Source organism: Bacillus sp. SG-1 (assembly GCF_000181495.1).
Classification (GTDB): Bacteria; Bacillota; Bacilli; order Bacillales; family Bacillaceae_B; genus Rossellomorea.
In genome coordinates, this window is the sequence record NZ_ABCF01000010.1 from 12184 (window position 1) to 33319 (window position 21136).

The 21136-nt window shown below is 42.5% G+C and carries 21 protein-coding genes and 1 pseudogene; 11 read left to right on the forward strand and 11 right to left on the reverse strand.

Annotated features, from left to right (window positions below; all coding sequences use genetic code 11):
- Positions 1–349 precede the first annotated feature (349 nt).
- The gene (locus BSG1_RS07915; RefSeq protein ID WP_006836444.1) at positions 350–1270 is read right to left on the reverse strand and encodes a 1,4-dihydroxy-2-naphthoate polyprenyltransferase; all 921 of its coding nucleotides are present in this window, start codon (positions 1268–1270) and stop codon (positions 350–352) included.
- A 276-nt stretch (positions 1271–1546) separates the two neighbouring features.
- Here BSG1_RS07915 and BSG1_RS07920 point away from each other — a divergent pair, with 276 nt between their 5' ends.
- From BSG1_RS07920 to menC, 6 genes are all read left to right on the forward strand, one after another.
- Positions 1547–2953 (forward strand): isochorismate synthase, encoded by a 1407-nt coding sequence (locus tag BSG1_RS07920; protein WP_006836445.1) that lies wholly within the window; start codon positions 1547–1549, stop codon positions 2951–2953.
- The gene (menD, locus tag BSG1_RS07925; RefSeq protein WP_006836446.1) at positions 2943–4676 is read left to right on the forward strand and encodes a 2-succinyl-5-enolpyruvyl-6-hydroxy-3-cyclohexene-1-carboxylic-acid synthase; all 1734 of its coding nucleotides are present in this window, start codon (positions 2943–2945) and stop codon (positions 4674–4676) included. The genes BSG1_RS07920 and menD overlap by 11 nt, the downstream gene beginning before the upstream one ends.
- A 125-nt stretch (positions 4677–4801) precedes the next feature.
- Entirely contained in the window at positions 4802–5605 is an 804-nt protein-coding gene (gene menH / locus BSG1_RS07930) for a 2-succinyl-6-hydroxy-2,4-cyclohexadiene-1-carboxylate synthase (RefSeq protein WP_006836447.1), read from the forward strand.
- 15 nt (positions 5606–5620) lie between these two features.
- Positions 5621–6439, forward strand: coding sequence for a 1,4-dihydroxy-2-naphthoyl-CoA synthase (gene menB, locus BSG1_RS07935; RefSeq protein ID WP_006836448.1), 819 nt, complete (start codon positions 5621–5623; stop codon positions 6437–6439).
- 538 nt (positions 6440–6977) lie between these two features.
- Positions 6978–8474 (forward strand): o-succinylbenzoate--CoA ligase, encoded by a 1497-nt coding sequence (locus BSG1_RS07940; RefSeq protein ID WP_044022589.1) that lies wholly within the window; start codon positions 6978–6980, stop codon positions 8472–8474.
- Positions 8464–9570 (forward strand): o-succinylbenzoate synthase, encoded by a 1107-nt coding sequence (gene menC, locus BSG1_RS07945; protein ID WP_006836451.1) that lies wholly within the window; start codon positions 8464–8466, stop codon positions 9568–9570. The genes BSG1_RS07940 and menC overlap by 11 nt, the downstream gene beginning before the upstream one ends.
- A gap of 141 nt (positions 9571–9711) precedes the next feature.
- Here menC and BSG1_RS20255 read toward each other — a convergent pair whose 3' ends face one another.
- The 6 genes from BSG1_RS20255 to ytzI all read right to left on the reverse strand — a co-directional run bounded on the left by BSG1_RS20255 (position 9712) and on the right by ytzI (position 14531).
- The gene (locus BSG1_RS20255) at positions 9712–9867 is read right to left on the reverse strand and encodes a DUF1540 domain-containing protein (RefSeq protein WP_006836452.1); all 156 of its coding nucleotides are present in this window, start codon (positions 9865–9867) and stop codon (positions 9712–9714) included.
- Between the two features lie 78 nt (positions 9868–9945).
- On the reverse strand, positions 9946–10974 hold the full coding sequence (locus tag BSG1_RS07950) for a cytochrome d ubiquinol oxidase subunit II (RefSeq protein ID WP_006836453.1): 1029 nt from the start codon (positions 10972–10974) through the stop codon (positions 9946–9948).
- A gap of 42 nt (positions 10975–11016) precedes the next feature.
- Entirely contained in the window at positions 11017–12369 is a 1353-nt protein-coding gene (locus BSG1_RS07955) for a cytochrome ubiquinol oxidase subunit I (RefSeq protein WP_006836454.1), read from the reverse strand.
- Between the two features lie 399 nt (positions 12370–12768).
- Positions 12769–13869, reverse strand: a complete 1101-nt coding sequence (locus tag BSG1_RS07960; protein WP_006836455.1) for a metal ABC transporter solute-binding protein, Zn/Mn family — start codon at positions 13867–13869, stop codon at positions 12769–12771.
- A 130-nt stretch (positions 13870–13999) separates the two neighbouring features.
- Entirely contained in the window at positions 14000–14236 is a 237-nt protein-coding gene (gene yidD / locus BSG1_RS07965; protein WP_006836457.1) for a membrane protein insertion efficiency factor YidD, read from the reverse strand.
- A 118-nt stretch (positions 14237–14354) separates the two neighbouring features.
- The gene (gene ytzI, locus BSG1_RS20260) at positions 14355–14531 is read right to left on the reverse strand and encodes a YtzI protein (protein ID WP_006836458.1); all 177 of its coding nucleotides are present in this window, start codon (positions 14529–14531) and stop codon (positions 14355–14357) included.
- 142 nt (positions 14532–14673) lie between these two features.
- On the opposite strand from ytzI, the gene BSG1_RS07970 reads away from it, so the two are divergent.
- Positions 14674–14865 carry a hypothetical protein gene (locus BSG1_RS07970; RefSeq protein WP_044022590.1) on the forward strand — a complete coding sequence of 64 codons (192 nt, stop codon included), beginning with the start codon at positions 14674–14676 and terminating at the stop codon, positions 14863–14865.
- A 201-nt stretch (positions 14866–15066) separates the two neighbouring features.
- Here the strand turns inward: BSG1_RS07970 and BSG1_RS07975 are convergent, their stop codons facing one another.
- Positions 15067–15324 carry a DUF6154 family protein gene (locus BSG1_RS07975; protein ID WP_442852154.1) on the reverse strand — a complete coding sequence of 86 codons (258 nt, stop codon included), beginning with the start codon at positions 15322–15324 and terminating at the stop codon, positions 15067–15069.
- 139 nt (positions 15325–15463) lie between these two features.
- Here BSG1_RS07975 and BSG1_RS07980 point away from each other — a divergent pair, with 139 nt between their 5' ends.
- The 3 genes from BSG1_RS07980 (at position 15464) to ytkD (ending at position 16964) form a co-directional block, all read left to right on the forward strand.
- Positions 15464–15868 (forward strand): phage holin family protein, encoded by a 405-nt coding sequence (locus BSG1_RS07980; RefSeq protein WP_156791434.1) that lies wholly within the window; start codon positions 15464–15466, stop codon positions 15866–15868.
- A 61-nt stretch (positions 15869–15929) separates the two neighbouring features.
- On the forward strand, positions 15930–16253 hold the full coding sequence (locus tag BSG1_RS07985) for a hypothetical protein (protein WP_006836462.1): 324 nt from the start codon (positions 15930–15932) through the stop codon (positions 16251–16253).
- A gap of 234 nt (positions 16254–16487) precedes the next feature.
- Positions 16488–16964: an RNA deprotection pyrophosphohydrolase gene (gene ytkD / locus BSG1_RS07990; RefSeq protein ID WP_006836463.1), complete on the forward strand. Its 477-nt coding sequence runs from the start codon at positions 16488–16490 to the stop codon at positions 16962–16964.
- A 28-nt stretch (positions 16965–16992) separates the two neighbouring features.
- Here the strand turns inward: ytkD and BSG1_RS07995 are convergent.
- Positions 16993–17346, reverse strand: a pseudogene (locus tag BSG1_RS07995) (ABC transporter permease); the annotation flags it as partial.
- A gap of 59 nt (positions 17347–17405) precedes the next feature.
- Positions 17406–18965, reverse strand: a complete 1560-nt coding sequence (locus tag BSG1_RS08000) for a recombinase family protein (protein ID WP_006836465.1) — start codon at positions 18963–18965, stop codon at positions 17406–17408.
- A gap of 240 nt (positions 18966–19205) precedes the next feature.
- Here BSG1_RS08000 and BSG1_RS08005 point away from each other — a divergent pair, with 240 nt between their 5' ends.
- Positions 19206–19643 (forward strand): hypothetical protein, encoded by a 438-nt coding sequence (locus BSG1_RS08005; protein WP_006836466.1) that lies wholly within the window; start codon positions 19206–19208, stop codon positions 19641–19643.
- A gap of 1236 nt (positions 19644–20879) precedes the next feature.
- On the opposite strand, the gene BSG1_RS20800 is transcribed toward BSG1_RS08005, so the two are convergent.
- Positions 20880–21038 carry a hypothetical protein gene (locus tag BSG1_RS20800; RefSeq protein WP_156791435.1) on the reverse strand — a complete coding sequence of 53 codons (159 nt, stop codon included), beginning with the start codon at positions 21036–21038 and terminating at the stop codon, positions 20880–20882.
- Between the last annotated feature and the right edge of the window lie 98 nt (positions 21039–21136).

The following is a 21136-nucleotide window of genomic DNA, read 5'->3' on the forward strand; positions in this document are numbered from 1 at the left end:
CGGTTCATAAGACCAAAACTGAGGTGGAAATGGAGTTAGGGTGTCTCATGAATGCTTCATAAGACCAAAAACAAGGTGGATTTGCAGTTAGGGTGTCTCATGAATGCTTCATAAGACCAAAAACAAGGTGGATTTGCAGTTAGGGTTCCTCATAAGAATGTTTATCAGCTCAAACGCAGTTACTTTAACAAAAGCATGGGTTTTCACCAGTTAAAATAAGGCTAAATAATCATTAGAGGACCACTTTCCCGAGTGAAACCCCTACGTAATTAAAACGGGTGCTTATGCACCAGGACATACCTATAAAAAAAGACCAATCGAAACGCGATTGGTCTTCCCTGTAAAATCTTTAGATATAACTGATAAACAATCCGATTGAAAGCAGGAATCCAAAGATCGTGTTGGTCTGCGCCGTTGCTTTCATGGCAGGCATCATTTGGATCGGCATTGTTTTTCCGATAAATCCTTTGTACGCTTTAAAGGCTTTCGGGATGCTGATTAACGTGATGAGCAGCCAAGGTGTGAAGAAACCGGCGATGACCAGGGCAGCCACCCAGATATAGGATAGGGCAAACCCTGCTCCCAGCAGGTTGATGGCATTTTTCCTTCCGATAAGAATGGCCAGTGTCTTTCTGCCGTTTTCTTTATCTCCATCAAGGTCGCGAATGTTATTGGCCATCAGGATCATGCCAACGAGTATAAAGATCGGGATGGAAATCAGTACGCTTAATGAAGTCACTGTCCCTGTCTGGATGAAGAAGGAAATCAGGATGATGACAATACCCATGAAGAATCCTGCGACAATTTCGCCGAGGGGCGTATAGGCAATTGGAACAGGTCCACCAGTATAAAAGTAGCCTGCCGCCATGCAAACTAAGCCTATTACAGCCAGCCACCAGCTGCTGTTTGCGCAGATGTATAAGCCGAGTAAGAATGAGATTCCGTAGAGACCGAATGCGAGCCCTTTTACAGTAGAGGGCTTAACGCCATTTCGCACGATCGCACCGCCAATTCCAATGGAGTTCTCATTATCAAGACCTCTGGCATAATCATAGTATTCGTTGAACATGTTGGTTGCGGCTTGAATTAAAATGCTTGCCGTCAACATTGCTAAAAATAGAAGCCAGTCAATTTCCCCGTACTGAACGGCCAGGGCAGTTCCTAACAGGACGGGCACAAATGCGGCTGTAAGTGTATGCGGTCTGGTCAGCTGCCACCAGATACGCCAGCCTTTATCTGACTCCACAATATTGGATGTATATGTCTCCATCTTGGTCCTCTCCTTAATTGTGGAAAATAGTTACGTTACAATTACTTTACAGATTAAAGTTTAGGTAAAGGACACAAAAGTGTCAATAACTTTTTCAAAAAGCCGGAAGGTGTTATTTTCCAAATCTATTTTACCAAACGTTCCGTTTCTCAAATAGCTCAAAAGAGGTTATTATATAATAAGGAAATAATGTGATGAGCGTTGACATCAATATATGTCAGGTGTATCTTAAAATAGGTTTAAATCTTTAGGAAAAGGCTTTATGGGGGGATTGTTTTGAGTATTATTCAGGATATCAAAATCGGAGGAAGCTTTGAAGAGGCATTGGCAAGAGCGAAAGCTGAAAGCATTCCGGTTTTATACAGTGCAGTACAAAAAATCAGCCACGTAAACCCCCTTTCATTTTATACAAAGGGCTTTTCGCTTTATCATGGAGAGCGCTTTTTTTGGAAGGACAAGGAAAACACTATACAAATTGCCGGTTTAGGCAGCACATATATGCTTAGAAATGATTCTGAAAATAGCCGTTACACTTCGATTGAAAAAGAGTGGAAGCGCTTAATTGGAAATGCGGTTGTAGATGCCGAAGGTGAAATTGCGGGAACAGGTCCTCTTTTATTTGGAGGGTTTTCATTTGATCCAACCGTTCCAAGGTCGAAAGAATGGTCGGATTTTTCCCATGGAATCTTTCAAATGCCAACCTTTATGTTGACGGTAAGGGGAGAAGATTGTTATTTAACAACGAACATTCTTTGCACCTCACAGGATGATGAAGGTCTATTGGATATAATCGATAAGAAACAGAGAGAACTGTTTGAAGAAGTATATGCGCGTCGACCAGAGCTACAATTACTTCAAGCGACGGAGCTAGCGCCAGACGAATGGAAATCGGCCGTTGAAGAAGTTGTTACTCAGCTGAAAGCAGGGAAGATGGAGAAAGTCGTACTTGCCAGGAAGATGCTCATGAACTTTAAACACAAGCCGTCTTCTGATGAAGTCATTCATAATCTAAGGAATGAACAGAGGGACAGCTTCATTTTTTCAATGGAAGTGGCTAACAGCTGTTTCCTTGGTGCCTCACCAGAAAGGCTTGTTAAAAAAGAAGGAACTGAAATTCTTTCCACCTGCCTCGCCGGCTCTATTGCCAGGGGGACCAGCCCAGAAGAAGACAATAAATTGGGAGAGAGCCTGCTGCGAGATGAGAAAAACCGTTATGAGCATAACCTGGTGGTTGAGATGATTAAGAATGTTCTTGAGCAGCACTGTTCGGAGATGCACATTCCCAATGAGCCGGTTTTGATGAAGGTAAGGGATATACAGCATCTTTATACCCCGGTAAAAGGAAAAACAGAAAAAGAAACTTCCATATTAAACTTTGTTTCACAGCTTCACCCGACTCCTGCGCTTGGAGGAGTGCCAAGGGATAAAGCAATGATGACGATCAAGAAAGCTGAAAATATGGACAGGGGTCTTTATGCTGCACCGATGGGATGGATGGACTCGTACGGAAACGGGGAGTTCGCGGTCGCCATCAGGTCCGGTCTGATTTATAAAGATGAGGCTTATTTATTCTCTGGTTGTGGAGTGGTAGCAGATTCAACAGCCGAGAGCGAATACCGTGAAACTCAGATTAAATTCAAACCAATGTTCAGGGCACTAGGAGGAAATACTGATGGACTATGATCATCAGAAAGCAATAACAGAATACTTTGCTTCATTTATAGAGGCCCTTCATCACTCCGGGGTCAGAAAAGTGGTAATCAGCCCGGGTTCCCGTTCGACTCCTTTGGCTATGCTGTTTGCCAAACACCCTCAAATTGAGGTCTTCGTGAATATCGATGAAAGGTCGGCAGCTTTCTTCGCATTAGGAATGGCTAAAGCCGATAGAGAACCGGTAGCGATACTGTGCTCGTCGGGAACAGCTGGTGCAAATTATTATCCTGCTGTCATTGAAGCAAAGTATTCACGGGTGCCATTGATTGTCCTGACAGCGGACAGGCCTCACGAGTTGAGGGAGGTAGGGGCACCCCAAGCGATTGATCAAATCAACCTTTTCGGCAGTCATGTGAAATGGTTTGATGAAATGGCGCTTCCTGAACAGTCAGATTCAATGAAGACATATGCCCAAAGAGCCGCTTCGCGCGGGGCTGCTATTTCACGGAGTATTCCCGAAGGTCCTGTTCACTTTAATTTCCCTATCCGCGAACCGCTTTTACCCGATATGAGCTATTCATTTAAGGAAGAAAAAAACGCGACAATCATTTCAGAGGGAGCAAGATCTGTTTCTGAATTTGATTTGAAGCGACTGGCTGGCGTTCTGGATGTGAAACGCAAAGGAATTATTGTATGCGGTCCACATTCAGATCCCAAACTGGCCGACGTCGTCATCAACTTTGCGGAGAAGTTCAATTTCCCTGTCCTGGCAGATCCGCTTTCGTCTCTAAGAAGCGGGAAACATGACAAATCGCAGGTCATTGACGGCTACGACAGTTTCCTCAGGAATAATCAATTCAAAAAATCGGTTAAACCGGATTTTGTGATTCGTATAGGGGCAATGCCGGTATCCAAAGCATTGACACTCTATCTTAAAGATCAGGATGTCGATCATTGGATCATTGACTCTGGAGGGCAGTGGCGCGACCCAGCAGGGAGAGCTACAGAGATGATATTTGCTGAAGAAGCACAGGTACTGAATGAGCTTACAGAGATTGTGAATGCTTCTGGTGCTGATGATGAATGGCTGGATAAATGGCTGACCATCAATCAAAAAACACAAGAACTGACAGTGAATTACCGTAAAGGGAATGACCCGTTGGATGAGGGAATGGCCGTCAGAGGTTTAATAGAAACCCTGCCGGACCATTCAGCAGTCTTTGTAAGCAACAGTATGCCGATCCGGGATATGGACACATTTTTTGTTAACAATGATAAAAGTATTACCGTCATGGCCAACAGGGGAGCCAATGGAATTGACGGAGTGATCTCCACTGCAATGGGAGTCAGTGCATCTGGCAGGCAGACTTACTTGCTGATTGGCGATTTAGCCTTTTACCATGATATGAATGGCCTGCTTGCAGGAAAAATGTACGGACTCAACTTGAAAATAATTCTGGTCAATAACAATGGAGGCGGCATCTTCTCATACCTTCCTCAAGCAAATGAGAAAGAGCATTTTGAACTTCTGTTCGGAACGCCGGCCGGTCTGGAGTTTTCCCATGCAGCGAATCTTTATGGAGCAAACTACAAGAAAGCCCTAACATATGAAGAATATATGTCGGCATTGTCGGATTGGGAGACGGATGAAGGTTTTTCTATTATTGAGGCAGTAACAAATAGAGAAGAAAATGTCCGTAACCATCGAGAAATGTGGGAAAATGTTTCCCGGGAAATAGAAAGTCTGCTCTAGTTCGTCAAGTTAACACAATAAAAGCAGCTCTGGGACAGATCGATTACAACGTTTAGTGGGCCATTAATATGCCCAAATAGAAACAAGCTGATTAAAAGGGGAATTAATTTTCACAGGTGATAAAAATGATGTCTATAAATGGTGTACAGTATCATATCGAAGTGCATGGCAAAGGAACACCGATTCTCCTTCTTCACGGATTTACCGGTGACAACAGTACGTGGGATGAACTGCTTCCTTACTTGGAAAACTACCGAACAATTGCTGTGGATTTGCTTGGGCATGGCAGAACGGATACACCTGACAACCCGGATCGTTATCAAATTGAGCATGCGATAGAGGATCTAAAAGCAATCATCGATGAATTGAATACCGAAGAAGTGTATCTGCTTGGGTATTCAATGGGTGGAAGACTGGCTCTGGCTTTTTCAGCAGCCTATCCAGAGCGGGTCAAAGCGTTGATTCTGGAGAGTTCATCACCAGGGTTGAAAACGGAAGAGGAACGAAAACAAAGAGTTGCCGGAGATGAAAAACTGGCAGGTATGATAGTAGATAAAGGCTTGAAAGATTTTGTAGATTACTGGGAGAACATCCCCTTGTTCTCATCCCAGAAACAGCTTCCTATTTCAAAGCAGAAAGAAATCAGGCAGAACAGGTTGTCCCAAAACCCGCTGGGCCTTGCGAACAGTTTGAGGGGAATGGGAACTGGAAGGCAGCCCGATTACTGGGAGGAATTAAGGAATCTGCCAATGGAGATGCTATTCATTACAGGTGAACTGGATTCCAAGTTCTGCAGGATTGCCGAGGAAATGCAGGCCAAAGCAAAAAATGCAATTTTTGAAAAAGTTGACGGAGCTGGACATGCATTACATGTGGAAGAACCTGAAAAGTTTGGTACAATAGTAAGGGAGTTCTTAAAGAATACATAAGGAGGTTTTCCCGTTATGTCCTTTGAATGGGTAAGCGAAAGAAATTATGAAGATATTCTGTACGAAACATATAACGGAATTGCGAAAATCACGATTAATCGTCCTGAGGTCCGCAATGCATTCCGTCCGAAGACGGTAATGGAATTAATCGATGCATTTGCTTATGCAAGAGATGATTCCAAGGTAGGCGTCATCGTTCTTACAGGTGCTGGAGAGCATGCGTTTTGTTCAGGAGGAGACCAAAGAGTCCGCGGCCATGGCGGCTATGTAGGCGAAGATGAAATTCCTCGTTTAAATGTCCTTGATTTACAGCGTTTGATCCGTGTGATTCCTAAGCCGGTTATCGCGATGGTAGCAGGATATGCAATCGGTGGCGGGCATGTACTGCATGTAGTATGTGATATCACGATTGCTGCAGACAATGCCGTATTTGGACAAACAGGCCCTAAAGTGGGAAGCTTTGATGCCGGATATGGTGCTGGTTATTTAGCTCGTATCGTCGGTCATAAGAAAGCGAAAGAAATCTGGTACCTATGCCGTCAGTATGGCGCACAGGAAGCTCTTGAAATGGGCTTGGTCAACACGGTTGTACCTTATGAGAAATTGGAAGAGGAAACAGTTCAATGGGCAAGTGAAATGCTTGAGAAGAGCCCGACCGCTCTACGCTTCTTGAAAGCTGCGTTCAATGCAGATACTGATGGCCTTGCAGGTCTTCAGCAGCTTGCTGGTGACGCGACACTTCTATACTACACGACTGAAGAAGCGAAAGAAGGCCGCGATGCGTTCAAAGAAAAACGCAAACCGGACTTCGGACAATTCCCTCGTTTCCCTTAATGAGTAAGGTTGCAATGGCATGGCGGTTCGCATGACCTGCGCAGGGGAATGATAATAGCAACAAAAGCTTGATGGAATCTTCCATCAAGCTTTTTTCAAATTTCCTACATACTTCAATATATATTGGAGCGGGACAGGGTAACCCATAGTCGGACAGTTTCTCTTCTCCTCAGCTATCAAGATATCCAGATCCATACTGCGTGTTGTACCGCGCTCGGGAAGCAATGGGCATCAAAAGCAGCAAAAGGAAAAATGGTGTACCGCGCTCGGGAAGCAATGGGCGTCAAAAGCAGCAAAAGGAAAAATGATGTTCCGCGCTCGGATAGCGAGGGGCATCAAAAGCAGCAAAAGGAAAAATGATGTACGGCGCTTGGGAAGCGAGGGACATCAAAAGGAGCAACAGAGAAAATGATGTACCGCGCTAGAAATTGTCGCCGGATAGGAGAATAACGTTGCCTTTTTAACCTAAGGCTTCTGAATACCAAAGCAAGATTAACAACAGATTAAAGATAGAACAAGTTTGATGGGAGACTTCAAAATGGAGATTGATTTATTGTTACCCAACTTATTAAAACAGAGAGCTTTTTTGACTCCTAAGAGAAGGGCTTTGACATTTGAAGGGCATCGGTATACGTTCCGGGAAGTCTATGATGTTGCGAGAAGCTGGGCGGGTGCTCTGCATGATATCGAGTTAAAACAGGGCAGTAAAGCCGGTGTCTTGATCAAGAACAACAAAGAGGGGTACTTTCTCCTGCTCGCACTGCAACAGGCAGGGGTGACGGCCGTGATGTTGAATAACCGCCTGACTATTGAAGAGTTAGCATTTCAAATACAAGACACGGGTGTGGATGCGTTGTTTTATGATGCAGATTTCCAAAGTGTTGCACTTGAGTTAAAAGAAAGCATTGCTAATAAAAGAGTTTTCTCAATTTCTGAAATAGAGGTTAGGCAAACGGATGAATTTCAACCGCAGGATCAGGTAGAAATGTCCAGTGTATGTACGATCATGTATACGTCGGGGACCACTGGGAAGCCAAAGGGAGTTTTACAATCTTACAATAATCACTGGTGGAGTGCGGTAGGGTCTGCTTTGAATCTTGGCCTGAAGGAAACGGATACCTGGCTTTGTGCCGTGCCGCTGTTCCATATCAGCGGATATTCCATTTTGATGAGAAGCATTATTTATGGAATGGAGATTAAACTTTATGAGCGGTTTGACGAAGAGATGATTAATCAGGATCTGAAAAAAGGTGGAGTCACGATTATCTCCGTTGTCAGTGCAATGCTGCAGAGGCTTTTGAAGAACCTGGGTGAAGATATCTATCATCCCGATTTCCGCTGCATGCTGCTTGGCGGCGGTCCTGCACCCAAAAGCATGCTCCAGCAGTGTAAGGAAAAAGGCATCCCTGTGTTTCAGACCTATGGAATGACAGAGACCTCCTCTCAGATTGTAACCCTCTCACCAGAGGACAGTCTTGAAAAATTGGGATCGGCAGGCAAGCCATTATTTCCTTGTGAGCTGATGATTGTCCATAACGGACAGAAAGCAGGGGCCCATGTTCAAGGAGAAATTGCTGTCAGAGGTCCGAATGTTACAAGAGGTTATTACAACAGAGAAGAGGCAAATAAAGAAAGCTTTATGGATGGCTGGTTCCTGACCGGTGACATCGGTTACCAGGATGAACAGGGATTTTTATATGTACTGGACCGCCGTTCGGATTTGATTATATCTGGAGGGGAAAATATTTATCCTGCTGAAATTGAATCTGTTCTTGTTTCACACCCTGAAATCGCAGAAGCTGGTGTCGTAGGGATTGAGTCAGAAGAATGGGGACAAGTCCCAGTGGCGTTCCTTGTTCCGGAAATACCACTTGAAACCTCCGAGGTAAAGGAATTTTGCCGAACCAAGCTTGCGGGGTATAAGGTTCCACATCAAGTTTATTTTGTGGAGAACCTCCCCAGAAATGCATCCAATAAACTATTGCGCAAGGACTTGAGGGAACTTATTCAAAAGGGGAAAGTCAATGAAAATTGATAGAATCATCCTGCATGTTATAAAAATGAATCTGAAGAAACCTTTCTCAACTCATCTCGGCACTGTACAGGAGCGGGAAGGCATAATAGTGGAGGTCATAGATGAAAACGGATTAAGGGGATTCGGGGAAGGAGTTGCCTTCACCACCCCATGGTATACAGAAGAGACTGTCGGCACTTCGCTGCATATCCTTAAGGAAGTGTTAATTCCTTTGCTGCACCGAACATCTATCAGTCATCCAAAAGAAGTATTTCCGATGTTCTCGGTTGTGAGAAGAAATAATATGGCTAAGGCGGCCCTGGAGTGTGCCTTATGGGATTTGTATGCAAAACAGTTGGATCAGCCGTTGTGGAAGGTAATAGGGGGAAAGAGAGAAACGATTGCGGCAGGGGCAGTTGCGGGTGCTCCGTCTGTATTGGAAACGATCAGGCAGGTTCATGGTTTTGTTAAAGACGGTTATGAGCGGATCAAAGTGAAAATATCTCCTGAAATGGACTATGAACTTATAAAGGGAATCCGTAAAGAGTTTCCGCAGCTTAGATTAATGGCAGATGCGAACTCGGCCTATACGTTAAGTGATATAGAACAGCTTAAAAAGCTGGATGATTTCGGATTGGAGATGATCGAGCAGCCATTGGGGATAGATGATATCTATGAACACAGCCTGCTTCAAAAGGAAATGAAAACCGATATATGCCTTGATGAAAGTATCACTTCCCTGCATGATGCCAAGAGTGCGATTGCTTTGGGCAGCTGCCGATTCATCAACATTAAGCTGGGCCGGGTAGGAGGATATGTGCCGGCTGTATCTATCCACGATTTAAGCGAGCGGGAAGGGGTCCGTGTATGGTGCGGTGGCATGATTGAATTTGGTGTTTCCCGTGCTCATAATATTGCTCTTTCTACCTTGGACGGCTTTGACTTTCCAGGAGACATATCCGCATCATCGCGATACTGGGAAGAAGATATCATTGAACCGGCCATATCGGTGGTGAATGGAAGAATCTCTATGCCGCAAGGACCGGGAATCGGTGTTGAATTAAACCGGCGGAGACTGCAGCAAGTTTCATTGTTTACACAGGAATACTCGAAATAGCGAAAAGGAGGCTGAGTGGACAGCCTCCCTTTTCTTTGACTAAATCCAGCGGCAGATTTCGGACTTGATAAGTCACATTGAATCGCGTGATTCCTGAATCTCATGAGAGTAAAGCACTGAGCCGCTGTTTACGCTTTTCTATTAGGAAATCGGTTCAAAAGTTTTACAATCTGTCTCATGCTGGTCCTCAGCCTGTTTTCCTGTGTGGCTGACAACATAAATTTGTTCTGCACCGCAATGATTTCCTTGTTTCCAGAAGTGACAGTTGTTTACTTCACAAAGTACATCTTTTGCCATCGTTATCACCCTCCTGTTAGAAATGCCGTACATGATTATTTTTTATGTTACAGCACTATTTTATGAGTGGTAACAATATCAAGTCTTCTGTTTCAGGTATCGCTTATCATTCATAAATAAACTCCAGAAGTATACAAAACCGGGAAACAGAATGGCAAACCCGACTATGTAGGTGATGAATACCGCTTTAAAAGAATTGGGATCGGTAAAACCTGAACTGATGGTTACTTCAGGGTAAATAATGTATGGGAGGTGCGCCTTGCCGTATACATAGCTGGCAATCAAGTATTGAAGAGTGATGGCGATCACAGCGATTCTAGGCATCCCTTTGATCCCTTTTTTATCAGTCGGCAAAAACAGCGCTGCACCAGCGACGAGGAAGCCCAGCAGCGAAAAAATCAGGAGAAGCCTGTCTTCCATCATTTTTTCATAAATCCAGCCTGCCTCGGTTCTCAACGTAAACATAATCAGCAATGCCGATGCCAAAGAGATGGGACCGGTGATCATTGCATCTCTTCTGTAAACCCTGTAGGCATCGAGTTCTTCGGAAGCTTTCGAATAATCCGCAAGCAACAGGGAAGATAGAAACAAGGTCGAACTAATGGCAAAAGCAATGAAAGCATACTCATTCGGACTTGTGAAAAGTTCCCCCAGCATCAGCGTCTGCCCATTTTCAAAGTCAACAAATTCTCCATGAGAGATAGGCAGTACTGTGATCAATAACCCTGGAATCAGCAGGCCGCTAAGTCCAGAAATATAAGTCAGGACTTTCCGGTAGTCATCCGCAACATGGGAAAAAACCAGAAAGGCGCTTCGCAGAGCAAGCAATAGAAGTATCATACTCCCGGGAACCAAGAGTACCGTACCTAACGAATAGGCAGCCCCCGGAAAAAAACTATAAACTGCGACCACAATCGCCACGATAAAGGTATTGGTCACTTCCCAGGTGGGAGAGAGATATCGGTTGGCGATGTTGGTCGCTTTTGTTTTTTCACGGTTGATGTACACCATGGACCAGAAACCCGCTCCGAAATCCATTGTGGCCATAACGGCATAAATGAAAACAAATCCCCATAATACCGTTATCGCCAGTAATTCATTCGACATCTTTTCACCTCCAGTGTTGTGCTTAAGAATTTGTATATGAGGTTATGAGAAAAATCCTACTTCTGTGTTCTCCACTTTATTCAGGTCGTCTTCAACAGGATGTCTTCTGAAATAGTAGAGGAGAACCGAAACGACCGCAATTCCTAGTACAATATAAACAGAGGTGAAGGCAACAAACAGCGTCGCCAGGTTTCCAGTAGTCGTGACGGAATCCTCCGTGCTCAGCATTCGGTAAATTGTCCAAGGCTGTCTGCCGGTACAGGCAAATATCCATCCGAATTCAATGGCAAGAATGGAAAGAGGCCCTCCAGCAATGAATAGCCACATCATCCATTTAGGGAAGCGGTCTTTCTTCAGGAATTTGTGCCACACATATGCCATAAGCCCGAGCAATATCAACAGAGTTCCGATTCCGACCATTGCATTAAAAAGGGTATGGACGAAAAGCGGCGGCCAATATTCTTCAGGAAAGTCATTCAACCCGATGACTTCCGTTTTAAAGCTGTCCCCTGCGAGGAAACTCAGTGCCCATGGGATTTCTATTTCCCACTTTACTTCCTGTGTTTCTCTGTCAGTAAAACCGCCGATGGCCAAAGGGGCATACCGCTGTGTTTCAAATAGTCCTTCGGCGGCAGCGAGTTTTTCAGGCTGGTATTCATGTAGCATTTGAGCGGATTCATGGCCGTTGATGGCCGTGAAAAACGCAAAGATACCGCCGATGATCAACCCAAGCATCAACGCTTTCCGGTGAAATTTATACACCTTGCTGCCAAAGTCCGCTTTCAGCATTTTGTAAGCAGCCACTGAAGCAATGACAAATCCTCCTGTGACATATGCCGACAACGCTACATGGCCTGCTGTCACAAAGAAGCTCGGATTGAAAAATGCCTTCCAAGGATCAACGTCCACAATCTCACCGTTGACCATCCTGAAACCTGCAGGCGTTCCTTCAAATGCATGGACGTTTGTAATGAGAACCGCAGAAGCCAGTCCCCCGATCACAACCAGCGTCAAACTCAGGATCCTCATCCATGGAGCGATGCGGTTGGCCGCATATACATAGATGGACATAAATAACGCTTCCACAAAGAATGCGTAGATTTCAATTTGAAAAGGGAGGGCCATGACTCTTCCGACAACCTCCATAAAACCGGGCCACAACAGAGAAAGCTGGACACCGGCAATCGTCCCGGATGGAATTCCGACTCCGAGCAGCACTGCGAATGCTTTTGTCCACCTTTTTCCCATAATTTCATACTCGCGGTCTTTCGTCTTCTGGTATAGCAATTCCGCAATTAGAATCATCATTGGGATGGCGACTCCAAGTGTGGCAAAAATAATATGAAAACCCATTGTCGTGCCGAACATCGACCGTGCAATTACCAAATCATCCATATTGTTACTCCTTTAGCTAGTGATTGACGGTTTTATTCTTCTCTAAATGGAACAAATTATGCAGAGTTATCCAAATGTGGAAAACGAATTATCAGTCGGTATTATGAGGGAGCAGCTGAATCTTTGAGGGGCGGATTATAACAATAATGGTCAGAGGAGCATACAATACGCCGCGGATTAGTATGAGAGTACCCCTAAAACGGAGAATCACATACAAAAGTAGGGTGGATTAGTATGAGATTACCCCTAAACAGAGAATCACCCACAAATAGGGCATTAATTTATGCTTGAATAGGAACTGTCAGAGTAAAGCCTGCCAATAAAGTAAATAGTAATATTAGTTGATAAAAATAGACAAGAAAACAAAAAACGCTGACTCATCAAAGTCAGCGCTTTTCATTATTTACTGCCAAGAGCTTTCTGCAGTGTTTGGATATTTTCATTCATTAAGTCAAAGTAGTCTTTATCCTGATCGATATCTTCCTGAGTCCGTACACCGAGATTGTGCAGTGTCAGTTTTTCAGCACCGATCTCTTTTTGGACCACTTCTGTCAAACGGGATGATCCGTTTTGTTCAAAGATGATATAGGAAATGTTGTTTTCCTTTGCGGCATCTATGATTTTCTTCAGTTCTTGCTGAGAAGGTTCGTCTGAAGAAGAGATACCGGATATGGCCACCTGTTCAATACCGTAGCGTTTTTCCCAATAGCTGTATGCAGCATGGGAAACGAAGATTTGTTTGTTCTTCGCGTTTGCTGCAGTTGTTTCAAAGGATGCATTCAATTCATCCAGTTGAGAAATCAGGTTTTCGTAGTTTTCTTTGAATACTGCTTTTTGTTCCGGCATTTCTTCAGAGAGGGTCTCATAGATGCTGTGTGCCAACTCCTTGGCGTAAACAGGATCTAACCACACATGCGGGTCGACATCATGATCATGTCCATGACTTTCTTCTTCGGCATGTTCCTCATGTTCTTCCTCGTCAGTGTGTGCTTCTTCACTATGTTCTTCTTCTTCATCAGTGTGAGCTTCTTCACTATGGTCGGCTTCTTTCTCGTCAGTGTGTCCTTCCTCACTATGCTCGGATTCTTCCTCATCCGTGTGTCCTTCTTCATTATGCTCAACTTCTTCGGTTTCAAGGCTGCCTGCCACTTCAGCCCCTGTAGCCACCATTTTCACATTTTCATTTTCCAGGACGCTTTCTGCTTTATCTACAAATCCTTCAAGCCCCAGTCCGATGTAGAAAAATAAGTCTGCATCTGACAGTTCCATCATATCTTTTTGAGAAGGTTCAAACGTGTGTTCATCTGCACCAGGTGGATAGACGGATGCTGTTTCCACAAACTCACCGCCGATTTTTTCTGTGAAATCACTCAGCGGATATACAGTTGTATAAACTTTTAATATATTTGAATCAATGCTTTTTTCTTGTTCAGTATCTGTTCCGCAAGCTGCGAGCAGCAAGAGGAAAGCAATACTGATGAGTAGCTTTATTTTTTTCAATTGTACTCCTCCTTTGTATAGGGTTTATGGGCAGTTCATCATTATTGTTACGTTTAAAAAGTAATCATTACGATTTATGTTCCCTAGATGATTTTACTATCACCATTCCTGAAAAGCAAGTAAAAAACCATCAAGATTTTTTTCTTGATGGCCATTCTTCTGGAACATGGTCAATCCCGCCAGGATGAAAGGGATGACATTTTACTATTCGCTTTATTGTCAGCCAGCCTCCCCGAACGGCTCCAAATCGTTTGATGGATTCCAAACCGTAATGGGAACAGGTTGGATAAAATCTGCAGGTTGGAGGCTTGAGGGGGGAAATCACGACTTGATATAAGCGGATTAAAGCCAGGAAAAATTTTTGCATGAAAGGCCTCCCCGGTTACTTATTATCAGAAATATAACACTAGCCTAATGAAATGAAAAGCATTATGAAACTAAAAAAGAACAATTTTCAAGAAGAAAGCTGCTCTCTTTCAATGATATTAAGTTTGTTTTGTTTCATCCTCTTTTTCATCTTCATCATTATCGATGTGCGGATTGTTCTCGATCGGATCCACTGTATGTTTGTAGTCATATGCTTTGCTGGTTGTAAGGACGCTTACGAGAATGATGACAAAAATTAGGATGATAGAGATGACAAGTACACCAACATAACCCATAACTCATTCCTCCCTTGTCTTATAGTTTACCATGAAGGTAAAAACGAGTTAATACTATTTCTATTATTGTAAAACTCTGTTAAGTTTAAAGTAAGTCTCCATAGTGATAACTGAGATTTTTACAAGAGATGAGGGAAGCGCAATGAATTTATCTTCAATGATGAGCAAGCAGACAGCTGAACTTCAGCACACATTGAATTTAAGCCTGCTGCAAAGCCAGATGGCGTCCCAGATGGCTGGGGCAACCGCTATGATGGAAAACATGACAGAGGCGGCTGGTTCAAAAGATGCTCCTCACCCTTTTAAAGGCGGTTCCGTCGACTTAAAAGGGTAAGAAAACCCCCCGAAGAGAGGTCTCTTTGGGGGTTTGGGTTTTTCATTAAGGAAGTTTTGGTATAGATTGTTGTTTTTGATTTTTCCCCCTGGTACAAGATTTATTCTATCTGATTTCTGTGCTTACCAGGAGAGCTCTTTGAATTTGGCTATATTTGTAATTCAAATTAAATAGCAACCAAGTGTAAGAAAAGTACCTTCATTAATGAATATTCCTTCTGTAATTATGCCGATTCTCATGATCACCTGAAGTCAGCTTTTCTTTCAACGTTTCTAATATGTATAAGCGGATAAAATATTGTAGTTCATCATTGTCCATTTCCTCAATGATGTTCAACAGTTCCTGCCTTGAGGAGTCCTCCAGGATCGTCAGGGCGATCATATCCAGATCTTCATCGGTTCCCCTGATCTTACCTCTGTAAATTTCATAAAGTTCCTCTACAAGTTTCAAGTATTCCACCTCCCAGCACATTTTTGTCATATAAATAACCTTTTATTTCTTTTTTCATATGATGAATAGAAGGGACAACTAGTTATTCAATATTTACCCTTTTTACAAAAGGTTAATCCCATTTTATCGTCAGAAGGGAGGGAATGGGATGTACAAGATGGTCATTCCTTTCGCATCGATCATTACGTCAACTGTATCCAATATGACCAGCAGCGGCTGGAGCCAATTGCTGACAATCTTGATTGTAGCGATGGTACTTGATTATGTTACCGGCCTGGTTGCGGCAGGAATCAATGGCAGTCTTTCGAGCAAAGCAGGGTTAAAAGGAATCGGTAAAAAGATTCTGGTGCTCAGCTTAGTGGCTGTTGCCCACCTTATTGATACTATACTTGGAAATCAGCATATTATTCGGGATTCCACTATAATTTTTTATTTTTGTAATGAAATCTTATCCATCATTGAAAATGCGGGCCGGGCTGGACTGCCTTTACCACCGTTTTTAAGCAATGCGGTGGAAACGCTTCGTAATAAAATCAAAATCAAGAAAAAATAAATTGAATAAAATCGCCTGGTTTTAGGAAAAAGATAAATACTATTGTTAAGGGGTGGAACTCATGGCAGAAGAAAAACATGATTATTATATTGAAATTGCCACAGGAGAAATATCCAGAAGTTCTACCGATTCTCCATGGAATTTTAAAATCTCGGCTACGGATGAAGAAATCACAAGGTTAAGGGAAGTATTCGATCAGCAGCATTCTGTTGACTGGCGGAACTTTTACCGAGCCCATACCCCATATCTTCAATACCACTTTGACAAAGATAATGATGCCTATGACGATAATCTGCTCCATGTCTACCAGATGATTTACACATTAGGCGATGAAGAAGCCAAGAACCACATTAAAAGCATGGGAATATTAACAGATCTGACTTGACAGCATTCTTTTGGATGCTGTTTTTTCTATGCTGATACTATAAGAGGAATGAATGTGTTCGAGAAGAGTAGTATAATGAGTTTTGGATAGGTGAAAAACAGCGCAGGTTCTAACTTTGATTAAGATGTGCTTCTGCAATCGCTCCCTTGCTGCATAGAGGTTTTCCCACAACCTCAGGAATAAGAATAAAAATGTTAAAATATATGAGAGTTTACATAGAAATGGTGAAATTAAATGGAAAAATTTATAGATTTAAATGGGTATGAGGTTCATCTGGAGTTAGGCAGTTCTGAGCTTCCAATGGAACCGAAGCATGTATTGGTAATTGCCCGTCATCAGGGAACCTGGCTTTTAACCGAGCATAAAGTCCGGGGGCTTGAATTTCCCGGCGGAAAAGCAGAAGAAGGGGAAACGGTTGAACAAGCGGCAGAGAGAGAGTTGTATGAAGAAACCGGTGCAAAAGTGTTAAGCTTGACCAGGATCGGTACCTATATGGTAAAACAGAATCCACCATTTGCGAAAGCAATCTTTTTTGCCGAAATCGACTTTTTAGAAGGAAAAAACGATTACCTGGAAACTGCCGGGCCCCGGCTCTGGAATGGAGATTTCGAGACTGTAAAAGCAGACGGCAGATTCAGCTTTGTAATGAAGGATGATGTGATCAGTGCTGCACTGAAATTTTTACAAGACCAGGGATATCTGCAAAATTAAACGAGGCCTTTGATTATGCCTCGTTTTTTTATTTCCTTATTAACTTCTTTTCAATAATCTCGACAATTTTATACATAAGCGTAGCAAATACAGCGATGATCAGCAGCGAGAGCAGCACGAGCGAGAAGTTGAATACCTGGAACCCATAAATGATCATATAGCCGAGTCCTTTGGCAGAAACAAGGAACTCCCCGACTATGACTCCTACCCAGGACAGGCCGACATTAACTTTCAAAGTGGAGATGATGGTTGGAAAAGATGCCGGCAGGATGGCCTCTTTGAAAGTTTGGCTTCTGGTTGCCCCGAAGGTTTGCATGACTTTCAGGTAGTTTTGATCAACCTCCCTGAAAGATGTATAGACAACGATGGTCGTAGGAATTAACGGAATTGTTATACCGGAGGGGAAAGAGGACGGAAGCCTTACGGGATACGGGTTCGACATTACTTCGGTGTAACTGTAACATTCAAATCGAGCGTCCCTGCTTCCGTTTGTTCGATAGTAAATGATATTGATTCGATTAATCTTCGAAGAATGGCGTTTATTTCAGAAGGTTGCATTTCGTCCCCTGAAAGCAATCGCTCAACGTCTGCCGAAGACCATTGTTGACGACGTTTTTCTTCTTCCGCCTTATCCAGATAAGAAGAGGATTTCTTTAATTCAGAAATTTGGTTTTCAGCTTTCTTAATCGCTGCTTCTTCCGTGGAAATGTCGTTTTTCAGTTCTTGAATTTCGATCAAATCGTTTTTGAACATTTCCTTCACTTTTTCAATTCGACGTTCTGACTTCTCAACAATTTTTTCTTGAATTTCAATCAAACTTTGAAGAGAACTTTCGGTTTGTTGTTCGTTGATTTCGCTTGGTGAAAATAATTCTTCTTTATATTCCCGCATATATCGAAGTACGGCTTGAAAAACTTCTTCTTCATAAATTCCTTTTGTTGTATCGCAAGCTGCCGTTCTTGTTTGTGATTTCTTATAGCACTTTGCTAAATGCTCTTTCTTTCCTTTTTGTTTGTAAACGGATTGGCATTTCCCGCAATAAGGGCAACGTACCAAACCGGAAAGACGAAAAGAATCTTTTCTTGTTTTACGGTCTTGACGATTGTGAGTTCGTAAACTTGCGATATGCTTCATTATTGCTGCATGTTCTTCTTCTGTTTTTAGCGGTGTATGATTGCCCCGAACGACTATTGCGGAATCAGGGTCGGGATTCCTTTCGACGTTTCCATTCTTATTCAATTTGTATCGTCCGTAACAAACAAATCCCAAATGAAAATCATTCAATAAAATCCGTGTGACAACTTCGCTTCTCCATTTTCCCCAATTACCCCGCTTTCTTGGTGTCGGTATCTGCATTTCATTTAATTTTTCCGCCACTTCCACGCCTGATAGTCCGTCTTTAACATACCATTCAACCATAAGGCGATATATTTTCGCTTGTTCTTCGTCAACTTCGGCGGTTTTTGTATTCTTATCCCAATAGTAAGGAAACGGCGGATTCCCCGAATGAAGTCGCCCTTCCTTTGCTGCATTAATTTTTCCTTGCTTTAACCGACGCTTTATCGCTCTATATTCATTTCGAGATATTACCGATTCAAATTCAGAAAGCATAATGTCGCCTTCATCTTCCCAATTATATGAACGGGAAGGGGTCAACAATATTGTACCGCTTTCTTCAAACGCTTCTTGTATAATACCGGCTTCAATTTGGCTTCCCCTTGACAATCTATCTTGAGCAACGACCAATACGGCGTCAAACTTTCCTTGTTCGATCATTGGCAGCAATGATTTGAAAACGGGTCTACCTTCGATTGAATCACCGCTGCCGATTTCTTCATACCAAGTAACGTTATTGAACCCGTTGGAAGAAACATATTCCTTTAATTGTTGGCGGTGCTTAGAAAGAGTGTCTTCTTGGTTTGCGTCTTCCCGTGACTTTCGTAAATAAACCGCTATGCTTGCGTCTTTGTCGAGTCGTTTTGTTGCCATTATTTTAATCATTCCTTCCGTGTTAGTTTATACAAAGTATAATAAAAATTACGGGATAGCGCAATAGCGTAATAAGTTCAAGGATAGTCCTTACTAAATTTTGTGGTACAAATATGCCCTTTTGTGACAATGGTTACAGCAGTAGTTATAAAAAAATATGAAAATATAAAAAGTTTTCGGCATTTTTTTACTTTTGAATTTTATAATTTTGTAGAATAAAGGGGACTTAAATAAAAGAGAGGAGAAATTTACATGTTTGGTTACACTTGGACACAAACAATACCGTACATATCACTTGTGTTTTCAGCGTTGGCATTACTGATTAGTTTTTGGAAGTTCTTTTTTGATATGGTTGACCGACGAAGAAGAATTAAGAAAGAGAAAGAAGAACAAATAGAAGCACTAAAGGCAAAAGTATTGGTAGAGGTACAAAAGCCATATCTTATTATTTCGAACAATAGTGACAATCCTGCCAACATAGGTAAAATACTGATTGACGACTTGGGGTGGGATCAGTCCGGTCTGTTTATTGTTGATGAACCCTCCTCAATTGGAAAAAGGCAGACAAGGCAATTTAAGATGGCGGCAAGTGCTAATACGCCTTATCCTACAAGCGTGACAATAAAGTATGCAGACGAATATTCGAGAAAGCATATGCAGGGAATGCACGAAGAAGAATTTGAAGTATAAAGAACTTGGGTCGTCCGTCTGGACGGCTCTTTCGTTTGGATTTGTTTTTTAAGGCGATATAAGGCGAAGCGAAGTCGGTCAGGGCGAAATCAAGGCGAAAGGGTTGCGCCAATAAATATGAAACCTTGTCGTCCTTGCAGCGATTTAAAGCGGAATATAAACGATATTTATGTCTTGTAAGGAAGTTGTTCGTATGGTTGTCGGAGGGGTAACGGGAAGGAAACGGAAGAGAAGGGAGTTAGGGGAACGATAGTGGAACGTTGGTTGTTCGCTTGCCCCCAACATTTTGAAAAATTTATAAGTTCGTTTTGATAGCCTTTTGAGCGGCTGAATGCCCCCCGTCCCCCTTGTGTACCCCCGAACGAAATCAGCAATTTAGACCTTATCATTCGCTTATCTTTCATTGGCTGACGCTTCTTTCGTCTCGTCTTTACCATAATCGTCAGAACCATTATATGAATCTATACCGTAATTAATTATTCATTCGGTTGTATGCTCGTTGATTGACCTGTTTTGCAGGTGTTACATATACGACAAATAAAGATTATTAGATAGGCATACACGACGAATTCCAAGCGGAAGAATGAGGGTTGAAGGCAGCGACCTATTTCCCTTTCGTCGTATATTCTTAATTCCACGACAAATATATTTATAGAAACCGAAGGGAATAATTGCGGAAATCTGGACGGAATTCAAGCGATCAATTGTCGGCAGCTTTGTCCGGTTATGGTTACAATGTCATATATTCGAAGGTTGCCGTAAGTATTGGCACGATAGGGAATGTTCGGGTTTGAATATCGATAGTGTAAATTTACACCTTTGGACACGTTCGGAACGGGTAGCGGATATTTTAAGCGTAATTCAACGTAATTAAAATATTACATTGTACGGATTCAGTTCGAATTCTTGTCGATTTAACGCCGCACTAAACACGCATTCAGGGCATTGATTTCGACTTTATTTCGCTTGTATAACGTCTTCCCTTCATTCGAAAGGCAAATGTCCTGCAACGATTCTTGACCGCCCTATCCGGTAAATAAGGACGCCTATATTAAACGAAAAGGGCTTCATAGATAACGTTATAGAAACAAAAAAAGTCCCCTATCACGTCAATAATGACGCAATAAGGGACGGTTAAAAGGGAACGTATAATTGGAAAAAAGATAATTGTAAGGCGAAGAAAACCGCCTATAAAATAATTATTGCAAGGGACGAAAATACAATGATTCTTGACGGTTACTTTTCAACCCGCCGATATTTTGAATACTTGGCAAGCATTTCCTTGATTCCCTGTCGCTTCTTCCTTATTTTTTCCCGTTCCTCTTTCGGAATGAATGGAATGACATTTGTTTTTGGTCGCTCATAATCGTACATTGAAAAATCAAATTCCTGCATAATTGTCCCCCTTTCGAAAAAATAGTCCTCACTATACATTGTGGTATAATTTCGCCTTATTGTGACGAAATAAAGCAACGAAAAAAAATAAAACTTTT